19 protein-coding genes and 1 other annotated feature are annotated in these 16,613 nt (G+C 51.8%); of the genes, 1 reads left to right on the top strand and 18 read right to left on the bottom strand.

Going from position 1 to position 16,613, the window contains the following annotated elements:
* Positions 1–2 precede the first annotated feature (2 nt).
* From thrB to EDM58_RS01335, 4 genes are read right to left on the bottom strand one after another with little or no spacing between them, the layout of a single operon-like run.
* Positions 3–926 carry a homoserine kinase gene (gene thrB / locus EDM58_RS01350; protein ID WP_122911726.1) on the bottom strand — a complete coding sequence of 308 codons (924 nt, stop codon included), beginning with the start codon at positions 924–926 and terminating at the stop codon, positions 3–5.
* Positions 923–2,005 carry a threonine synthase gene (gene thrC, locus EDM58_RS01345; protein WP_122911725.1) on the bottom strand — a complete coding sequence of 361 codons (1,083 nt, stop codon included), beginning with the start codon at positions 2,003–2,005 and terminating at the stop codon, positions 923–925. The genes thrB and thrC overlap by 4 nt, the downstream gene beginning before the upstream one ends.
* Complete coding sequence (locus EDM58_RS01340) at positions 2,002–3,306, bottom strand: homoserine dehydrogenase (RefSeq protein WP_122911724.1); 1,305 nt, start codon at positions 3,304–3,306, stop codon at positions 2,002–2,004. Before EDM58_RS01340 ends, thrC begins: the two co-directional genes overlap by 4 nt.
* Positions 3,307–3,326: 20 nt before the next feature.
* Entirely contained in the window at positions 3,327–3,770 is a 444-nt protein-coding gene (locus tag EDM58_RS01335) for an ACT domain-containing protein (RefSeq protein WP_023554963.1), read from the bottom strand.
* A 185-nt stretch (positions 3,771–3,955) separates the two neighbouring features.
* Here EDM58_RS01335 and EDM58_RS25580 point away from each other — a divergent pair, with 185 nt between their 5' ends.
* On the top strand, positions 3,956–4,108 hold the full coding sequence (locus EDM58_RS25580; RefSeq protein WP_183187375.1) for a hypothetical protein: 153 nt from the start codon (positions 3,956–3,958) through the stop codon (positions 4,106–4,108).
* 49 nt (positions 4,109–4,157) lie between these two features.
* On the opposite strand, the gene EDM58_RS01330 is transcribed toward EDM58_RS25580, so the two are convergent.
* The 14 genes from EDM58_RS01330 to rodA form a co-directional block, all read right to left on the bottom strand.
* Positions 4,158–5,336, bottom strand: a complete 1,179-nt coding sequence (locus EDM58_RS01330) for an NAD(P)/FAD-dependent oxidoreductase (RefSeq protein WP_122911723.1) — start codon at positions 5,334–5,336, stop codon at positions 4,158–4,160.
* 37 nt (positions 5,337–5,373) lie between these two features.
* Entirely contained in the window at positions 5,374–5,820 is a 447-nt protein-coding gene (locus EDM58_RS01325; RefSeq protein ID WP_122911722.1) for a DUF1641 domain-containing protein, read from the bottom strand.
* A 163-nt stretch (positions 5,821–5,983) separates the two neighbouring features.
* Entirely contained in the window at positions 5,984–6,649 is a 666-nt protein-coding gene (locus EDM58_RS01320; RefSeq protein WP_122911721.1) for a PilZ domain-containing protein, read from the bottom strand.
* Between the two features lie 8 nt (positions 6,650–6,657).
* Positions 6,658–7,935 (bottom strand): GTPase ObgE, encoded by a 1,278-nt coding sequence (obgE, locus tag EDM58_RS01315; protein ID WP_122911720.1) that lies wholly within the window; start codon positions 7,933–7,935, stop codon positions 6,658–6,660.
* 13 nt (positions 7,936–7,948) lie between these two features.
* A complete protein-coding gene (locus tag EDM58_RS01310; RefSeq protein WP_122911719.1) occupies positions 7,949–8,533 on the bottom strand; it encodes a Spo0B C-terminal domain-containing protein in 585 nt (194 codons plus the stop codon).
* Between the two features lie 113 nt (positions 8,534–8,646).
* On the bottom strand, positions 8,647–8,946 hold the full coding sequence (gene rpmA, locus EDM58_RS01305) for a 50S ribosomal protein L27 (protein ID WP_122911718.1): 300 nt from the start codon (positions 8,944–8,946) through the stop codon (positions 8,647–8,649).
* A gap of 1 nt (position 8,947) precedes the next feature.
* Entirely contained in the window at positions 8,948–9,301 is a 354-nt protein-coding gene (locus EDM58_RS01300; protein WP_122911717.1) for a ribosomal-processing cysteine protease Prp, read from the bottom strand.
* A 12-nt stretch (positions 9,302–9,313) separates the two neighbouring features.
* On the bottom strand, positions 9,314–9,625 hold the full coding sequence (gene rplU, locus EDM58_RS01295) for a 50S ribosomal protein L21 (RefSeq protein WP_122911716.1): 312 nt from the start codon (positions 9,623–9,625) through the stop codon (positions 9,314–9,316).
* Between the two features lie 10 nt (positions 9,626–9,635).
* Positions 9,636–9,713, bottom strand: a sequence feature (ribosomal protein L21 leader region).
* A gap of 53 nt (positions 9,714–9,766) precedes the next feature.
* Positions 9,767–11,245: an Rne/Rng family ribonuclease gene (locus EDM58_RS01290; RefSeq protein WP_122911968.1), complete on the bottom strand. Its 1,479-nt coding sequence runs from the start codon at positions 11,243–11,245 to the stop codon at positions 9,767–9,769.
* A gap of 121 nt (positions 11,246–11,366) precedes the next feature.
* Positions 11,367–12,206 (bottom strand): M50 family metallopeptidase, encoded by an 840-nt coding sequence (locus EDM58_RS01285; RefSeq protein ID WP_122911715.1) that lies wholly within the window; start codon positions 12,204–12,206, stop codon positions 11,367–11,369.
* Positions 12,199–12,975, bottom strand: coding sequence for a M23 family metallopeptidase (locus tag EDM58_RS01280; protein WP_122911714.1), 777 nt, complete (start codon positions 12,973–12,975; stop codon positions 12,199–12,201). Before EDM58_RS01280 ends, EDM58_RS01285 begins: the two co-directional genes overlap by 8 nt.
* Before the next feature lie 166 nt (positions 12,976–13,141).
* Positions 13,142–14,851 carry a methyl-accepting chemotaxis protein gene (locus EDM58_RS01275; RefSeq protein ID WP_246000474.1) on the bottom strand — a complete coding sequence of 570 codons (1,710 nt, stop codon included), beginning with the start codon at positions 14,849–14,851 and terminating at the stop codon, positions 13,142–13,144.
* A 194-nt stretch (positions 14,852–15,045) separates the two neighbouring features.
* Positions 15,046–15,246: a cold-shock protein gene (locus tag EDM58_RS01270; RefSeq protein WP_023554977.1), complete on the bottom strand. Its 201-nt coding sequence runs from the start codon at positions 15,244–15,246 to the stop codon at positions 15,046–15,048.
* A 234-nt stretch (positions 15,247–15,480) separates the two neighbouring features.
* A complete protein-coding gene (gene rodA / locus EDM58_RS01265) occupies positions 15,481–16,611 on the bottom strand; it encodes a rod shape-determining protein RodA (protein ID WP_122911712.1) in 1,131 nt (376 codons plus the stop codon).
* Positions 16,612–16,613: the final 2 nt, after the last annotated feature.

Raw genomic sequence — 16,613 nt, 5'->3', positions numbered from 1 at the left:
ATCTATTGGACTTCTACCTGTACGCCATGTTCGTCTGGTTGCAACACCATCGTCTGATACGAAATGCCGTGCCCTCTCATCACCTGATCCACAAACGACTTCAAACGTTCACATTCCGAATCTGAAGCTGTCAGGCAAAGAATCGTCGGCCCTGCTCCACTCAGGGCAGCGCCTACTGCGCCGTTATCTGTCGCTGCTTCCAGGATCTCTTCGAGGCCGGGAACAAGCGGCGCACGGTACGGCTGATGCAGCCGATCGCCCATCGCTTGGCCCAACAGGTCCAGCCTGCCTTGTGCCAATGCGGCCACAAGCAAGCTGCTATGACCAACATTATATATGACATCTTGCTTGCTGTACACCTGCGGCAATGCATTGCGCGCCTTTTCGGTAGACAAGGCATAATCCGGAATGACAACCAACGCTCTCATTCCTTCAGGCGGTGCCAGTCGGATGTAGGGAATCGGCTGCCCGTCAACCTCCGGCATCGTAGCGACGATAATCCCGCCAAAGAAGGACGGCCCCACATTGTCGGGGTGCCCTTCCTTTTTTACTGCCATGGCAAAAAGCTGTTCGCGGGTAAAAGGCTCTCCTGCCAGGTGGTTGGCCGCTACCAATGCGCCGACGATCGCAGCTGCGCTGCTGCCCAGACCGCGCGTCAACGGTGCCTCGCTGGACGCGCGGATATGTAATTCAGGTACAGCCAAGCCAGCTTGCTGGAACAGTTCGGCTGCGATTACATAGAGCAGGTTGCTTTTGTCAGTGGGGGTCCCTTGCAGTTCCTTGCCGATGAGCTCAATAGTGGTTTGTTCGCTTACTTGCATCTCGACGACCGAATACAATTGCAAAGCCATTCCGAGCGTGTCAAATCCAGGGCCGAGATTGGCTGTACTGGACGGAACGGTCACGCGTACACGCTTGCTGCTCATGACGACACTTCTTTCTCTTGCAGACGCACCAGATTCATGACAGCTTCATGGGTTGCCGGTACTGTACGCGGTTCAGCGCCGACCAGCTTCAGGGCGATGTTGGGATCTTTCAAGCCGTTTCCTGTCAGCACGCAAGCGATTTTTGCTCCGGCTGGCAGCTTGCCTGCCTTGTGCAGTTTGATGATCCCAGCCAAAGACGCAGCAGAGGCAGGCTCGCAGAATACCCCTTCGCTTTTTGCCAGCAATTGATAGGCTTCCAAAATTTCCTCGTCAGTTACGCTGTCCACGAGTCCGTTGGATTCGCTGATGGCATTCAGCGCGCCGTCCTTGCTAGCAGGGTTTCCGATGCGGATCGCAGTTGCGATCGTCTCTGGATTCGGCACAGGCTCTCCGTGAACCAGCGGAGCCGCTCCCGCCGCCTGGAAGCCGTACATATGAGGCCGGCTTTTTGCTTTGCCTGCAGCGTGATATTCTTTGAATCCTTTCCAGTAAGCAGTGATGTTACCGGCGTTGCCCACAGGAATCGCCAAGATGTCTGGAGCATCCCCGAGAGCATCTACGATTTCAAAAGCGGCTGTCTTTTGTCCTTCAATGCGGTACGGGTTGACCGAGTTAACCAAGGTAATCGGCTCTTTTGCTGTAATCTCGCGCACGATATTCAGGGCTTCATCAAAATTCCCGTCGATCGCAATGACTTCCGCGCCGTACGCAATCGCCTGCGCCAGCTTGCCCAATGCGATGTTGCCGCTCGGGATCAATACGATACAGCGCAATCCGCAGCGCGCGGCGTAAGCGGCAGCAGCAGCAGAGGTGTTCCCGGTGGACGCGCACATGATTGTAGTGCTGCCCTCCTCCACTGCTTTGGCTACTGCCATCACCATGCCGCGGTCTTTAAACGAGCCGGTCGGGTTCAAGCCTTCGTACTTGACGTACAGTTCCACACCCAATTGCTTGGACAGATTGGCTGCGTGAATGAGCGGCGTAGTTCCCTCATGCAAGCTTACTAACGGTGTTTTTTCGGTGACCGGGAGAAATTCCCGGTAGCGGGCGATGATGCCGGATTGACGATCTGTACTCATTGTTGGTCTCCACCTTCCACACGGTAGCAGCTTTTTACTTCCGTAATAATCTCCATTTCCTCCATATCCGCAATGACGCTGTTCATGTCGCTCTTGGAGGACAGATGGGTAATCATGATGATCTCTGCTTGCGAGCCGTTGTTGTACGGCTGTTGGATGACTTGCTCCAGCGAAATGTTTTTGTCCGCCAGCATCTGGGTAATTTTCGCCAGCACGCCGCGTTTGTCAGCAACGACGATCCGCAGGAAGTACTTGGACAGCTTCTGGCTGTCGTCCTTGAGAATTTTCTCCTTGTACGGAGCGACCATGCCGCGGCCGTTGACGCCCATTTTCATGTTTTTCACGACAGTCACCAGATCGGATACGACTGCGGTAGCCGTTGGCATCTCACCTGCGCCTGGACCGTAGAACATGGTCTCTCCGACAGCTTCCCCGTGCACGTAAACGGCATTGAACACTCCATTGACAGAAGCGAGTGGATGAGATTTCGGCACCATGGTCGGCTGCACGCTTACCTCTACCGCTTCGCCGTCGCGGCGGGCCAGTCCCAGAAGCTTCACTTCGTAGCCCAATTGCTTGCCGTAGGCGATATCTTCCCGGCCTACCGCGCTAATCCCTTTGACATCGACATCTTCCAGCTTCATCGGTACGCGGAAGCCGAGGGTTGCCAGGATCGCCATTTTGCGTGCAGCATCGAAGCCTTCCACGTCTGAGGTCGGATCTGCCTCCGCATAGCCCAGGGCTTGCGCTTCTTTCAGCACCTCTGCGTAATCCGCGCCCTCCTGGCTCATTTTGGTCAAAATGTAGTTGGTCGTTCCGTTGACAATACCCATCATCTTGGTGATCCGGTCGGATGAGAAGCCCTCGACCAGAGCGCGCAGAATTGGAATGCCGCCAGCCACGCTCGCTTCGTAGAAGACGTCACAGCCTTTTTCCTGCGCCTTGTTCAAAATCTCTGCGCCGTGCAGCGCCATCAGGTCCTTGTTGGCGGTCACGACGTGCTTGCCGCGTTCCAGGGCACCCAAAATATATTCTTTAGCTGGCGAGATGCCGCCAATCACTTCAACAATCACATCTATTTCTGCATCTTCCAGCAATTCTGCCGGATCGGTTGTCAGCTTGTTTTCCATGGCGCGGATGTTGCGGGCTTTTTCTGCGTCCTGCACCAGCACCTTTTTGATCTCGATGCCAAGCCCTGTCTGTTTTTGCAAATCCTCCTGATGTGCCGAGATGATGCGCACGACACCAGTTCCTACTGTACCGAAGCCCATCAAGCCTACTTTTACTATCTGCTTCTCCATCTCTCTTCCTCCCATCCAATCTACCCTCTGCCGACGATCATCGCTTTGCGCACGCCGGGTATTAATTGCAGACCATCCAAAAATTCTGTACTTGATACACGCAAATGCGCCATATCGACCGACATCGAGACATTGGCAATCCCTTGCAGGGGGATCGTCTGATTGATCGAAAGCACATTCCCGCCCTGATCCGCTACGTACGTGAGAACCCTGGACAAATAGCCCGACAAGTGATCCAGCGAAAAGGTAATGGTCATGATCTTTTCGCTCATCATGGCATTAAAGGGAAAAATGCCGTCCTTGTACTTGTAAAAGGCGCTTCTGCTGAGTCCTACGCGTTCTACCGCATCGTTGACTGTATCCACTTCGCCGGATTCCAGCATTTTTTTCGCTTCAATGGTTTTGGCGATCGACTCCGGCAGAATGTCAGATCGTATCAGATAGAATTTTTCTTCCCGTTTCACTCGATGTGTCCTCCTGAGAAAAACAGTTGTTTCTTCATAGAGGACATTATAACGGATCGTTCTCCGCCTGACAATCCTTGTCGGCGTTTTTTTCATATTTGGGCTATCTTGTTCAGTTCGTATTTACATGAGCGGATGGTTCTTCGTGCAGACTAGAGGCGAGTAATGCGAGGAGGTGATCATGAATGGCTGGAAGAGGAAAGACGGATAAATCGGAGCGCCGCAACAATCATCCCGCTGCCAAGCCGAGTCATCTGGACCAGTTCGGAGATGAAATGAGAGGCAAAAAAATGGCCCAGTCTCCACATGTTGTAGAGGATCCCAGCGGCAACGGGTAAAGCAAATGAAAAAACCCGGGAGCAATTTCCCGGGTTTTGTGATTCCCAATTAATAAGCGATCGAAAACAGGCCATTGATGTGTGCCAGATAGCGCACGTTGCTTGCTTCTTTCATAAAGGAAGCAGGAGCACCCTTCAGCTTGATTTGGCTCGCGCCGATGGTACCGATCGCATCCTTGCGTCCCAGGCTTCCCAGTGTACCGGAGAAAACAGGTGTGAAGACTTGCATTTTCGATCCTTTGAAGGAAGCGAAAAGGTTGTGTCCGACCACTTCACCCATTTGCCATGCCAATTGTGCAGTCGGAGGATATGGACGTCCTTCTGGTCCCATAACCACTGCACTGTCCCCTGCAAGGAAAACCTCTGGATGGGATGTGGATTGCAAGAATTCATTTACGGTAGCACGCCCGCGGTTTACTTCCAGACCGCTGTTGGCTACGACGCTGTTTCCTTGAACTCCGCCTGTCCATACCATTGTTTTTGTTTCAATGCTGCTGCCGTCCTTGAGGAAGACAGTTGTTTCCTTCATCTCGGTAACCGCCACACCTGTCAGGAATTGAACGCCGCGTTTTTCCAGACTGGTTTTCGCGCGTTCTACCAGCTCAGGAGCAAATCCGGCGAGAATGGAAGGACCCGCTTCTACGCAGTAGAGGCTGATGTCGCTGAAATCCACGCCGTTTTTCTCACAAAGACCTGGCAGCATGTCCGCAAATTCTCCGACAAGCTCGATCCCGGTAAGACCGCCGCCGCCGACAACAAAGGTCGCGTCTGCTTTGTCCTTGCTTTGGCTGTAGGCTGCAATTCGCTCTTCCACATGTGCGCGCAGCTTGTTGGCTTCATCCACAGATTTGAGTGTGAAGCTGTACTCCTGCAGACCAGGAATGCCGAAAAATGCGGTTTCACTGCCCAAAGCGACGACAAGCGCATCGTATTTCAACGTCTCGCCGCTAGCCAATGTCACGCGTTTGGAATCCAGACCGATGCCCTCTACGCTATCGATGACCAGATTGACATTTTTGCCGCGCAGCAATTTTTCCAACGGCAGCGCGACAGCCTTTTCAGCCAGGTTGCCTGCCGCCAAACGGTGCAATTCCGTAATGATTTGATGGGATGGAAAACGGTTTACTACAGTGATCTCAGCTTCCTCTGCCGTCATATATTTACGGGCAGTCAATGCGCTGAGCAATCCGCCGTAACCGCCGCCTAGAATAACTATTTGCTTCGCCATTGCTCAATCCTCCGTCCGTCTTTCAATCTAGGTAGTGCTACTTCTGTTGTTGCTGGCGTTCCGCCGTTACTTCCAAGAATGCTTGCGCAAAGCGCAATGCCTTCTGCACTTGCGGGTCCTTGAGCATTTTCAGCAGCCCGAACAGCCCGACGGTTGTCGAGGTCTCGGCCTGAGAACGATCACTTGCTTCAATCGCTGCCTGGGCAATCCCTTTCGCCTTGTCTTGAATGGGCTTGACGAACTCTTCCATGCCGCCCTTCAAGTCGTTGATCAGAACGTGGTCATTTGCAACCGTTTGCACCAGATCATAGGTTTTCGTCAGAACCGTCGTCATCTCAGCCAATTTCGGCAGGTTTTCTACCAAAACGTTCAAGGACTGTTGGATTTCCGGCTTCATCAGCTGGTCCAGCACATCTGGTTGTTGGGAAGCTACTGCAGCAGTGCTCGCCACCTCTTCAGCGGCTTGTTGAGTAGTTTGTGACATAGGAAAACGTCCTCCTTTGCATTGGAATAGAGGCCTTAGCGCCTTGATTTTGTAATTTTTTTCACAAAGTACCGGAAAAAAAACGAGCAGGCACGATTCAGTACTCTCTACACCTATACTATATACCTTATTCACTATAACTTCAAAGGGAAAAACCGCTCCGTCAAGAAGAAGCGGTTTCTTGCAGCATTTTATAGTATTTCTTGATCCATTCATGATTCTGCTTGCTAATATCTGTAAATATCAGCTCAATCAGGGCTTTTGAGTCCTCAAAGTTTTTTTCCACCACTTTTGCCATTCCTACAATTTCCTGCTTGAAATGGGGGATTGAAAAAGACAAATTGACGAAATCACCCTTGGCTACATAGCCATCCGTCCCGATTACCAGGTGGGTCGGAGAGAATTTCAGCAGGACGCCTTCCCCTTTTTCCTCACTCGGTCTTGCCCCCATTACCTTGTAAGGGACCTGAATGATAAAATCGGGCGTAATCGGTTCCTGTCGTCCTCGGAGCGCAATATCAATACGGACACTCAGAGGGATCAGTCCGAGTATCTTGATCGGCCATACGGACTGTTCCTGCACAACCTCCATGTCGACTGTGTGCACGCTCGAATCGGTCTCCCAGGTTACACGAACTTGAGAGCCCAGCAGTTGAAGGTTTGCCGTGTCTTTCATTTCGTAACTGACGACAAGATAGCCAGCCTTGGCATGTTCGACGATAATCGGAATCGGTGCTTGACCTTGTTTGGATAGCTCCAGTTGCAAAATACCGCCGCGTTGAAGCCTGCTATCTTTCAGAAAAGGTTGGAGGGTAGGAATATCTGCCATGGTCTAGGTCACTCCACAAAATCAAACTCTAGTTTCCCGATGCGGACCGTATCCCCATCTTTCGCTCCGTGCTTGCGCAATGCATCATCCACACCCATGCTGCGCATGATCTTGGCGAAGCGCTGAGCTGCGTCGTAGCTGTTCAGGTTGGTCATACGCACAAGCTTTTCAATTTTGTCGCCGCTGACAACAAAAATTTCATTTTCACGATGAATCTCAAATGCGTCCGGCTCTTTTTCAGCCCGGAACACCACGCGCTCTTCGACCTCCGCGACTTCTTCCACGGCCAATTTTTCCGGCAGTGATGCCAGCGTCTCTCCGATCGCATACATCAACTCCTGCAAACCTTGTCTCGTGGCAGCAGAAATCTCGTACACCTGGATATCAGGAAGCTTTTCCTTGAAGCGCTGCAGATTTTCCTGCGCTTCCGGGACGTCCATTTTGTTGGCGACGACGATCTGCGGGCGGTCTTCCAGCTTGAGGTTGTACAGCTTCAGTTCACGGTTGATCTGCAGATAATCTTCGTACGGATCGCGTCCATCGACTCCTGCCATATCGACCACATGAACAATCAGCCTGGTCCGCTCTACATGGCGCAAAAATTGATGTCCAAGCCCCACTCCTTCGTGAGCTCCTTCGATCAAGCCCGGAAGATCTGCCATGACAAAGCTTTGCTCGCCCAGTTCCACGACGCCCAGGTTCGGGGACAAGGTCGTAAAATGATAAGCTGCGATCTTCGGTCTCGCCCCTGTGACGCTGGAGAGCAAGGTCGATTTCCCGACACTCGGATAGCCGACCAGACCGACATCCGCGATCAGCTTCAGCTCCATCGTGATATACCGTTCCTGGCCGGGTTCGCCGTTCTCCGAGATGTGCGGCGCCGGATTGGACGGATTGGCAAAGCGCATATTCCCGCGTCCTCCGCGCCCGCCTTTGGCGATGACGGCACGCTGTCCGTGCTCGATCAGATCCGCTATGACTTCTTTCGTATCATCGTCAATCACCGTTGTGCCTGGAGGGACGCGCACCAGCATGTCCTCAGCACCAGCCCCGTGCTGCCCCTTGTTGCGGCCGTGTTCGCCGCGCTGAGCCTTGAAATGCCTTTGATAGCGAAAATCGACCAGCGTACGCAGGCCCTCGTCTACGACAAACACGACATCTCCGCCACGTCCGCCATCTCCACCCGCTGGACCGCCAAGCGGGACGTATTTTTCGCGTCGGAAGGAAACAGCTCCGTTGCCGCCGTCTCCCCCTTTTACATAAATCTTGACTTGATCGACAAACATGGTGTCACCTCTTTCATTTCGAGAATGGAACGATCAATTCCAAGACCCACTCTTCCTTCGTATGTATCCATTCGGTGACTTCCACCGTACGTTGCTTGCTATTATGTACCCGTTTTTCCAGTTCGTCCAAACCTTCTGCAGTCAATTCTCCGGCCAAGTCAAAGCGAAAATGGACGCCGCGCTCACCCGAAAACAAGGTGACCTGCATGCTTGCCGGCTCATAGCCATCCTGGCTGACATGATCGTTCGCTGTGCATAGGATGTCCGACACCAGGGAAAACAAGTCCTGCTCATCCAAGACAAGGCACGAAAGGTCGACCTGTTCGCATACGTCAACCTCTAACAGCATTTCCTTGTTCAACGCGTTGAATGTCAAGAAAAAAACGGACAAAAGAGAGTTGTTGAGCCGAGCGATCAGGCTTTCCTGCATCGCGATTTCCGCGATTCGCTTCAGATGCGCTTCTCCCTGGTCAGTACGGTTCAAATGCAAATAGCCGAGCAGAACCTGTACATGGTTCAACCAGTCGTGTCGCTGCCTATTTAATATTGTCAGCAGTTCGTCTGTCTGATGCGTGATCAATCGCCGCTCGTGACTCATTCCCATTCACCCAAGTCAATATTGTATTTGTTTTGTACACCTTATTGTACCACAAAGTGTCTTGAGGCAAAAAGAAAACCCAGCAGCGAGGCTGGGTTTTTCTTCGTATCCAATTACGCTTGGGATGCTACTGGTTCGATCACAACTTGCTTGCGATCGCGGCCCAGACGTTTGAAGCGAACAACACCGTCTGCTACTGCAAACAGAGTGTCGTCTCCACCCTTCATCACGTTTTCACCTGGGTAGATTTTCGTACCGCGTTGACGAACGAGGATGTTACCCGCTTTCACGAATTGTCCATCGCCACGTTTTACGCCGAGACGCTTGGAGATGGAATCGCGACCGTTCTTGGTGGAACCTACCCCTTTTTTCGATGCGAAAAACTGCAGGTCTACAGGAAAACGAAAGTTCATGTCAGACACCTCCTTGCCATTTTGGATCTTGAATCGAGACATATTTTCCGTTTGTTTCAGCGATCATGAACAAAGAGATGACCAGGCTCTCAGCCAAAAGCTGCTGCTTCTCGCTGATGAGCGGATCAGGGCAATCTCCCACCTTCCAGTGGATGTACCCGCCCTCCCGTTCTGCAAACTGAACATTCGGATTTGAGCCGAGCAACAGATCTGCGGAATTAATCGTTCCCAGACTGACTGCGGATACAGCCGCACAGACAACGTCCGAGCCGTGCTTTCCCGCATGGGCATGTCCGGAAATGGTAATTTCCTCGATCCCGTTACGCTCGTTTCGCTTTACAGTTACGGTAACCATCTAGCCTACCAATTAAGCGTTGATCTTTTCGATCACAACTTTGGTGAACGGTTGACGATGACCTTGCTTGCGACGGTAGTTCTTTTTGGCTTTGTATTTGTACACGATAATTTTGCGCTCTTTGCCGTGCTTTTCTACTTTGCCTGTAACAGTTGCTCCTGCTACTGTAGGAGTACCTGCTGTTACTTTACCGTCTTTGCTTACGAAGAGAACTTTGTCAAAAGTAACAGCTTCACCTTCGTTGCCAGCCAGTTTCTCGACGAAGAGAACGGAGCCCTCTTCTACTTTGTATTGCTTTCCACCGGTTTCGATAATTGCGTACACTGTGTGCACCTCCTATACTCAGACTCGCCTGTACAGGTGCGCCGCGAACGGCGTCTTGTCTACCTGCTTCGAGCGGTTACAGTATGCACGAAGACATATCTGTATGACAACCAATAGATTACCACATCAGCGTTCACCCAGTCAAGTCAATTGTGTCTGCCTGGCGTAGAGACGCTTTGCTTCCTGCTCGCTGCCCAGGTACAAAATGCGGTACTCATCCGCAAGCAGGGCAGGCCGATGCAGCTTGTACACCCGAGCTGGCCATGTCGGCTCCGCCTCATCGATGTGATGAAAAAGACGGGTAGGCAGCTCGACCAGCACCGCCTCTGCTTCCTGCACCTTCGCGAGCGATGTCACCTCGCTGTACAGACGGGCAGCCACCTCCTGCGGCGAGAGCAAAAGCCCCTGCCCACGGCAAGCACCGCAGGGAATGAAGAGCCGTTCAGCCAGACTGGGGCGAACGCGCTTGCGAGTCATCTCGACCAGTCCCAAGGCTGTCATGCCCAGAACCGTGGCAGGGACCGGGTCTTTCGCAAGCTCGCGCTTTAGAGCGGTCAGCACCCGCTCTTTGTTGGCCTGTTCCTTCATATCGATGAAATCAATGACGATGATGCCGCCGATCTCCCGCAGCCGTAGCTGGACCGCGATTTGTGCCGCCGCCTCCAGATTGGTCTGGGTGACAGCCTGTTCGCGCTGCTGCCCTCCCTTGCCCGTAAAAGCGCCTGTATTCACGTCAATGACTGTCATCGCTTCTGTTTTGTCAAAAATCAAAAAGCCGCCGCTGGGAAGCTTGACTTGGCGCTGCACGGCCTGCTGCAACTGCGCTTCGATCCCCAGGCGGGCAAACAAAGGCTCTTTTTCCCGATACCAGGACAGTCCGGCCACCCCTTCCGGCGCAACAATCGCAAGGGCTTCCTTGACCTTCTGATAGACAGCTCCGTCCTCCACCCAGATCTTCGCGACATCTGCCGTAACCAGCTCTCGCACCGTCGTCTCCAGCCACTCTGTCGCAAGGCTGACACGCCCGACCCCAGTCTTTTGCGCAGCCAGCTCACGAATCTCCTGCCAGCGCCGGCGTAAAAAACCGAGTTCCGCAAGCAGTCTTTGTTCATCCGCTTCAAAGGCTTCCGTCCGCACAATAACGCCTTCATCGGCTGCCAGCAAAGGGGCAAGCAGTTCCAGCAAACGCTCGCGCTTATGGGGGTCAGCCATTTTCCGGGACATGGAAATGCCCTTCTCATAAGGCAGCAGGACGAGGTACCTTCCTTGCAGGCTGATCTTTGTCGTCACTTTGGGAGCTTTGAGCTCACTGCCCTCCTTGATCACCTGCACGAGCAGCTTCTCTCCTTCGCGCACCCGTTCGCGGATCGTTGTTTTGCGAGCCGGATGCTGGGTGGGCTCTCGAACGTCGTCCACATACAAATACGCGTTTCGCTCCATCCCGATCTGGACGAACGCGGACTGAATCGCAGGCAGGACATCCGCGACCTGTCCGATGAAGATTTCACCCACTGCCACCTCTGCCTGCCCGCCTTCGCAGCGCCATTCCACCAGACGCTCATTCTCCAGCAATGCCACGCTCACACGTCCGCCGCTCCCGCTTATCGCTACTTGCCGCACAGCCGTCACTCCCGCTTTCATCCCGTACTTCATGCGTCCAGACAGGAAATCCGGACTTATAGGAAGTAATCCTATCATAGGCATGGTGAAAAGAAAAGAAGACTGAATGGACTATCGGCAGCTAGACGACGAGTTCACTTACGGCGGCATCATGCTTTTGCTCAAATAATAAAGCCCGCAGAAGCTGATCCTCTGCCAGCAATCCGGTTCCCTGCACGTAGATCAAGTGGGAAGCTCCTCTGCGCAGCTTCTGCGTGGCCTGCAATACCGTCTCGTCGGGCCCAATCTGAATCGCCTGGACGTTGTATTCTACAGGCTGTCGCACGTATTTTTCCATGAGGAAGCGGAAGAACTGGTAGGGAAAGCGCAAGAAGGCCTGGATATTGATGGCAAGCAAATAGCTGCCGATCACCAGCAGGTTGATTTTCCATTCAAAAAGCGACAAGCCAATCATCGTTCCCGCAAACAAGGTGCTTCCCAGCAAGGATAGCAAGGCAGCCTTGCGATACGGAAACAGCCAGCAGAGCAGTCCCAGAATAATACGCCCGCCGTCGAGGGGCCAGATCGGGAGAAGATTGAATGCCGCAATGGTGGCGTTGCTCACGAGAAAAAATCTCGCCCATTCCTCTGTCCAGATTCCTCCGAGCCATAATACATAGGAGAGTCCCATCATGACGACATTCATAAACGGTCCCGCCAGTGCGATGACGATCTCGTCCATTGGATCTGTCGCGTAGGAATCCTCCATCGTGGCTACGCCGCCAAAGGGAAGCAGCTGCACCTCTGTTACCTTCCAGCCCAACTCCTTCGCCATGGCGACATGTCCGAATTCATGGATCAAGACGATGACGAACAGGGTGCAAATCTCCAAAAAACGTCCGGCCGCCACCGAGAGGCCGATTACCACCCAAAACAAGAGGTGTATCCGAAAGCGAAACCCGAACCAGCCCCCTTTATTCAAAGGGGATCACATCCAGTGGATTGACGAATTCATCGTTGACGGACATTCCCAGATACAGATGGCGTGAGGTTTGATTGACTGCCCTGGCCGTCCCGACCACCTGTCCGGGCAGCAAGACCTCGTCCTTGCTTACCATGACGCCATCCAGATTCCCGAACCAAACCTCCCGCCCCTGCGTCAAGCGAACGACCACGGTAGTGCCGTACCCTGGCTTTTCTCCGATAAACGTCACCCAGCCCGTCTCTCCAATCTTGACTTGATCCGAAAATCCGGTCGACAGAACCACTTTTGCACTCTCGGGATTATACGATTTGGCGACCTTCCAATGAGAGGGCAGTTTCCAAACCTGTGTTTTTCCTTCTGTGCTGGCCGGAACAACCTGTGGTGCCGAGAGGGGAGGCAACAGCGTAGGGATCGTGCCGATATTGGCTTCATACCAGTCTGACACTCCCGCAAAATTAAAATCGCGCGTCATCACTTCACGCGCAGAATCCTTCCACGAAGCCGGAATGAGGGAGGTTTGAAACACCAGGTAGGCCATTCCCACCAGCAAGAGGGAGGCAAAGATTTGAATCCCCCACTTTTCATTGACTGTTTTTGGCTCGTAGCCGCGCTCATCCCGCGATGAAAACGAGAACAACTCTTCATGGGGATCGATGGGATCCTTCCAATCATCCACAAAAGGTGTATAACTGTCCCGGGACTGCTGCAGTCGAATACGCTCTACCCGCTCCCGTCGCCGCTCTTTTATGCGTTCACCGTCAAACACATCTATCCCCTCCGTAGACCAGCCATTTCTACCATCCTATGACTTGTCTACCCGCTTTATACGTGGCTTCCCTCCTTGCACCCAGGGAATCGAACTATAGGGGCGGGACAAAAAACAAGGAGCGCCTGCCGGTACATGACAAGCCACTCCTTGTTGAAATTTTGCATTAGAACCTGAACTTCTGCGTGAGCTTCTGCATTTCATCCGACATGCTTGCCAAATGAGCAGACAATCCGCTTACCTCCTCCATCGAAGCAAGCTGTTCTTCAGCCGCTGATGCGATGCTTTGCGAATGCATGGAGGACTGTCTCGAAATGGCCGATACATTTTCTACACTTGCAGTAACCTCCTGCATGCTCGCCGAGATCTGTTGAGACACGCTTGCCAGCTCTTCAATTTGTTGCGTGATTTGAGTGGTCAGCGAAAGAATGCCGTCAAATCTTTTCTCGGTTTCGTTTGCCACTTCAATGCCAGAGCCAACTTCTTCTTTCACCTTGCTCATGGTAATGATGGTCTGATCCATATCCTTCTGAATTTCCTCAATCAACAAGGCAATCTGACTCGTTGACTGGCTTGATTGATCAGCCAGTTTCCTGACCTCTTCAGCAACTACTGAAAAACCTCGCCCATGTTCTCCGGCCCTTGCCGCTTCGATCGCAGCGTTCAAAGCCAACAGGTTGGTTTGAGCCGAAATGTCTGAGATGGCATGCAGCATCTCTTCGATTTGCTGCGTGCGTTTGTTCAAAAGCTTGATCACAGCGTCTGATTGATGGACGGAGTCCCGAATGGAATTCATCTGCTCAACCGTTTTTTGCACGGCTTGTCCGCCCAAATTGGCCGTTTCCATGGTTTCCTCGGAGGAATGGGCGATCGTAGAGGAGGTTTCCGCGATCCGCTGCATTCCGATGGAGATCTCCCCGAGAGAAACAGACGCTTTTTGTAGGGCAGCTTGCTGCTCTTCTGCACCATTGGCTGATTCTTGAATATCGCTGGCAATTTGTTCAGAAGCCTTGCTTGTCTGTTCGGAGCTGGCTGTCAATTCATTGGAAGAAACCGCAACCTTGTCTGCGGACGCATGCATTTCTTTTATCAAATGCCGCATGTTTTGGATCATGTGGTTGAAATCTTTGGCCAATTTTCCAACCTCGTCTTTTGATCGGATAGAAACCTCGTCTATCGTAAGGTCACCCTCTGCCACCGCATTCAGCTTTTGGGCAATGAGGATGATCGGCCCTGTAAAGCGCTTGGAAAAGAGGGCTGCGATCGCGGAACCGACGATGATCGCAATCAACGCGATGACAATGACAATGTTCAAAATTTCTTTGGCCCCGCTGTTAAATTCAGAAAGATACGCTCCTGCACCAATCGTCCATCCCCAATGGGGTGCCTTCTCTACGTAATTTACTTTCATCTCCAAGGAATCGGATTTGGCAGCTTTCCACATATAAGCCAAATATCCACCGCCGTTTGCCCCGATCGTTACGATCTCATGTCCGATCATGACCCCGTCTTCTGTTTTGACTTCTGTCAGATCAGTACCTTCGTTGGCAGGGTCCATGACAGAGATTTGATCCTGATTGACAGCCCAGAGGTAGCCTGTTTCACCAACTGTATAATCCTCATTGATCGGACGTTTATTGTCGGCTCCCTTCACTCCCAACAATTCTACCCGAACCCGCTCCTGCGCCTCTTCCAGTGTCATGTTCCCGGCCTCTACCTGTTCATTCATAACATTGATCAAGGCGATGGCCATCTTGACACTATGCTTCAATTGCTCTTTCCCTGCTTGATCCAGTTTGCTGGTAGATACCTCATACGTCGTTATTCCGATGAAAATGGTTGGAATAAGAAGAATGAGAAGACATAAGATGATCAACTTTGTTCTCATTGATCGCAGATGAAATTTCATTGTTGTGTTCACCCTTTGTATATATTTATTTAATTGTTATGTACCCATTTAGTTTTTATTGAAAACATTTTGATGCACTTTCACATCTATAAAATTTCCTGAAACAACAAAAAAGACAGTCTCCCTATAGAGAGACTGTCTGTTGGATTTGCCGAAGTTTTTTACAGTTTGATTACGTTAGCAGCTTGTGGTCCACGGCTTCCTTGAACGATTTCGAACTCAACCTTTTGGCCTTCGTCCAGCGATTTGAAACCTTCTGTTTGGATCGCGCTGTAGTGTACGAATACGTCATCTCCGCCATCAACTTGGATGAAACCGTATCCTTTTTCTGCGTTAAACCATTTCACGATACCTTGTTGCATGAAACAAAACCTCCCTAAACATTGCGCCCCACGAGGCGAAGAAGTGTAGCGTTAACCCGTTTTTACTCCTGAAGCCTATTGCGGTAAGGAAAAAAGCCGTGCAAAGTTGAGATTTGACATGGTGACGTCTCTCAACAAGGCACGACTCCATAACCAAGCCATCAAATCACTGCAACTTGTAAAAATGGTTAACTTAGGTTGAGTTTATCACAACGTTTTCGGTTTGTCACGCATTTAGTCGAAGCGCAACTTGTCCTTGCGCATGCCGATATTCAGCACAACTCCAATGATTAAAAAGTTGGTGACAAGCGAACTTCCCCCATAGCTGATAAAGGGCAGCGGAATCCCGGTGATCGGCATTAATTGGATATTCATACCGATATTCTCAAAGACCTGGAAGGTAAGCATCCCTACCACCCCGGCAACCACGTAAGAACCAAACGGGTCTTTTGCCTCCATCGCGATGCGAACCATCCGATAAATCAGGAAGAAGAACAAAATCATCAACAAGCCAGCGCCGACAAAGCCCAGTTTTTCCGCAATGACGGTAAAGATGAAGTCGCTTTCCCCGACAGGAACCCAGCCAAAGCTTGCTTGGGTAGGCGTATCGATCCCTTTTCCGAACAGCTGGCCGGAGCCGATCGCGATCAGCGACTGCTTCAATTGAAAACCGCGGCCCATCGGCTCCAGATCGGGATTCAGCCAGAAAACGACGCGGTCCCACTGGTACGGTTTGATGATTTTAAAGAACAGATCCCGCTTGTACTCATACAACAAGGTCATTCCCGCAAACAGGCTTCCGACCATCCCCCCTACATACAGTACGTGGAGCAGGCGAATCCCTCCGACGATCAGCATCGTCGCAAGCATCCCGGTATACACCAGCGCCGTTCCGAGGTCAGGCTGAATGAGAATCAGGAGCAACGGCACAGCTACCAGCAAGCCGATCGGAATCAGCCTGTAAAAATAACGGTACCGATGGGGGTCTTCCGCCCGCTTCGCCATATACCTGGCGACTACCAGGATTGTAAAGAGCTTCATCGGCTCAGAGGGTTGAAACAATACAGGCCCCAAGTTGTACCAGCTGTGTGTGTTGTTGATCGCTGGCGCCTTCAAAACCCCGAGCAATAAGATGATTCCAAGCCCGTACAGAACATAGGAGAGATTGGAGTAGATCCGGTAGTCAAAAAGAAGGCTTCCACCCAAGACAATAAATCCGATCACATACCACAAAACCTGCTGGTTCGCCTTTTCAACCCCTGCTGCAGAACCGGCAATTCCCACATAGCTAAAAGCGCCAAGAGCGACCATTATGATCAATATCGACCAGTCGATGTTTTTTAGATGTCGTCTTTCCAGGTCCATTT

The organism is Brevibacillus panacihumi (assembly GCF_003710985.1).
In the GTDB taxonomy this organism is placed as follows: Bacteria; Bacillota; Bacilli; order Brevibacillales; family Brevibacillaceae; genus Brevibacillus; species Brevibacillus panacihumi.
Note: the sequence above shows the minus strand (reverse complement) of the source record. Positions and strands in the feature narration are given on the sequence as shown.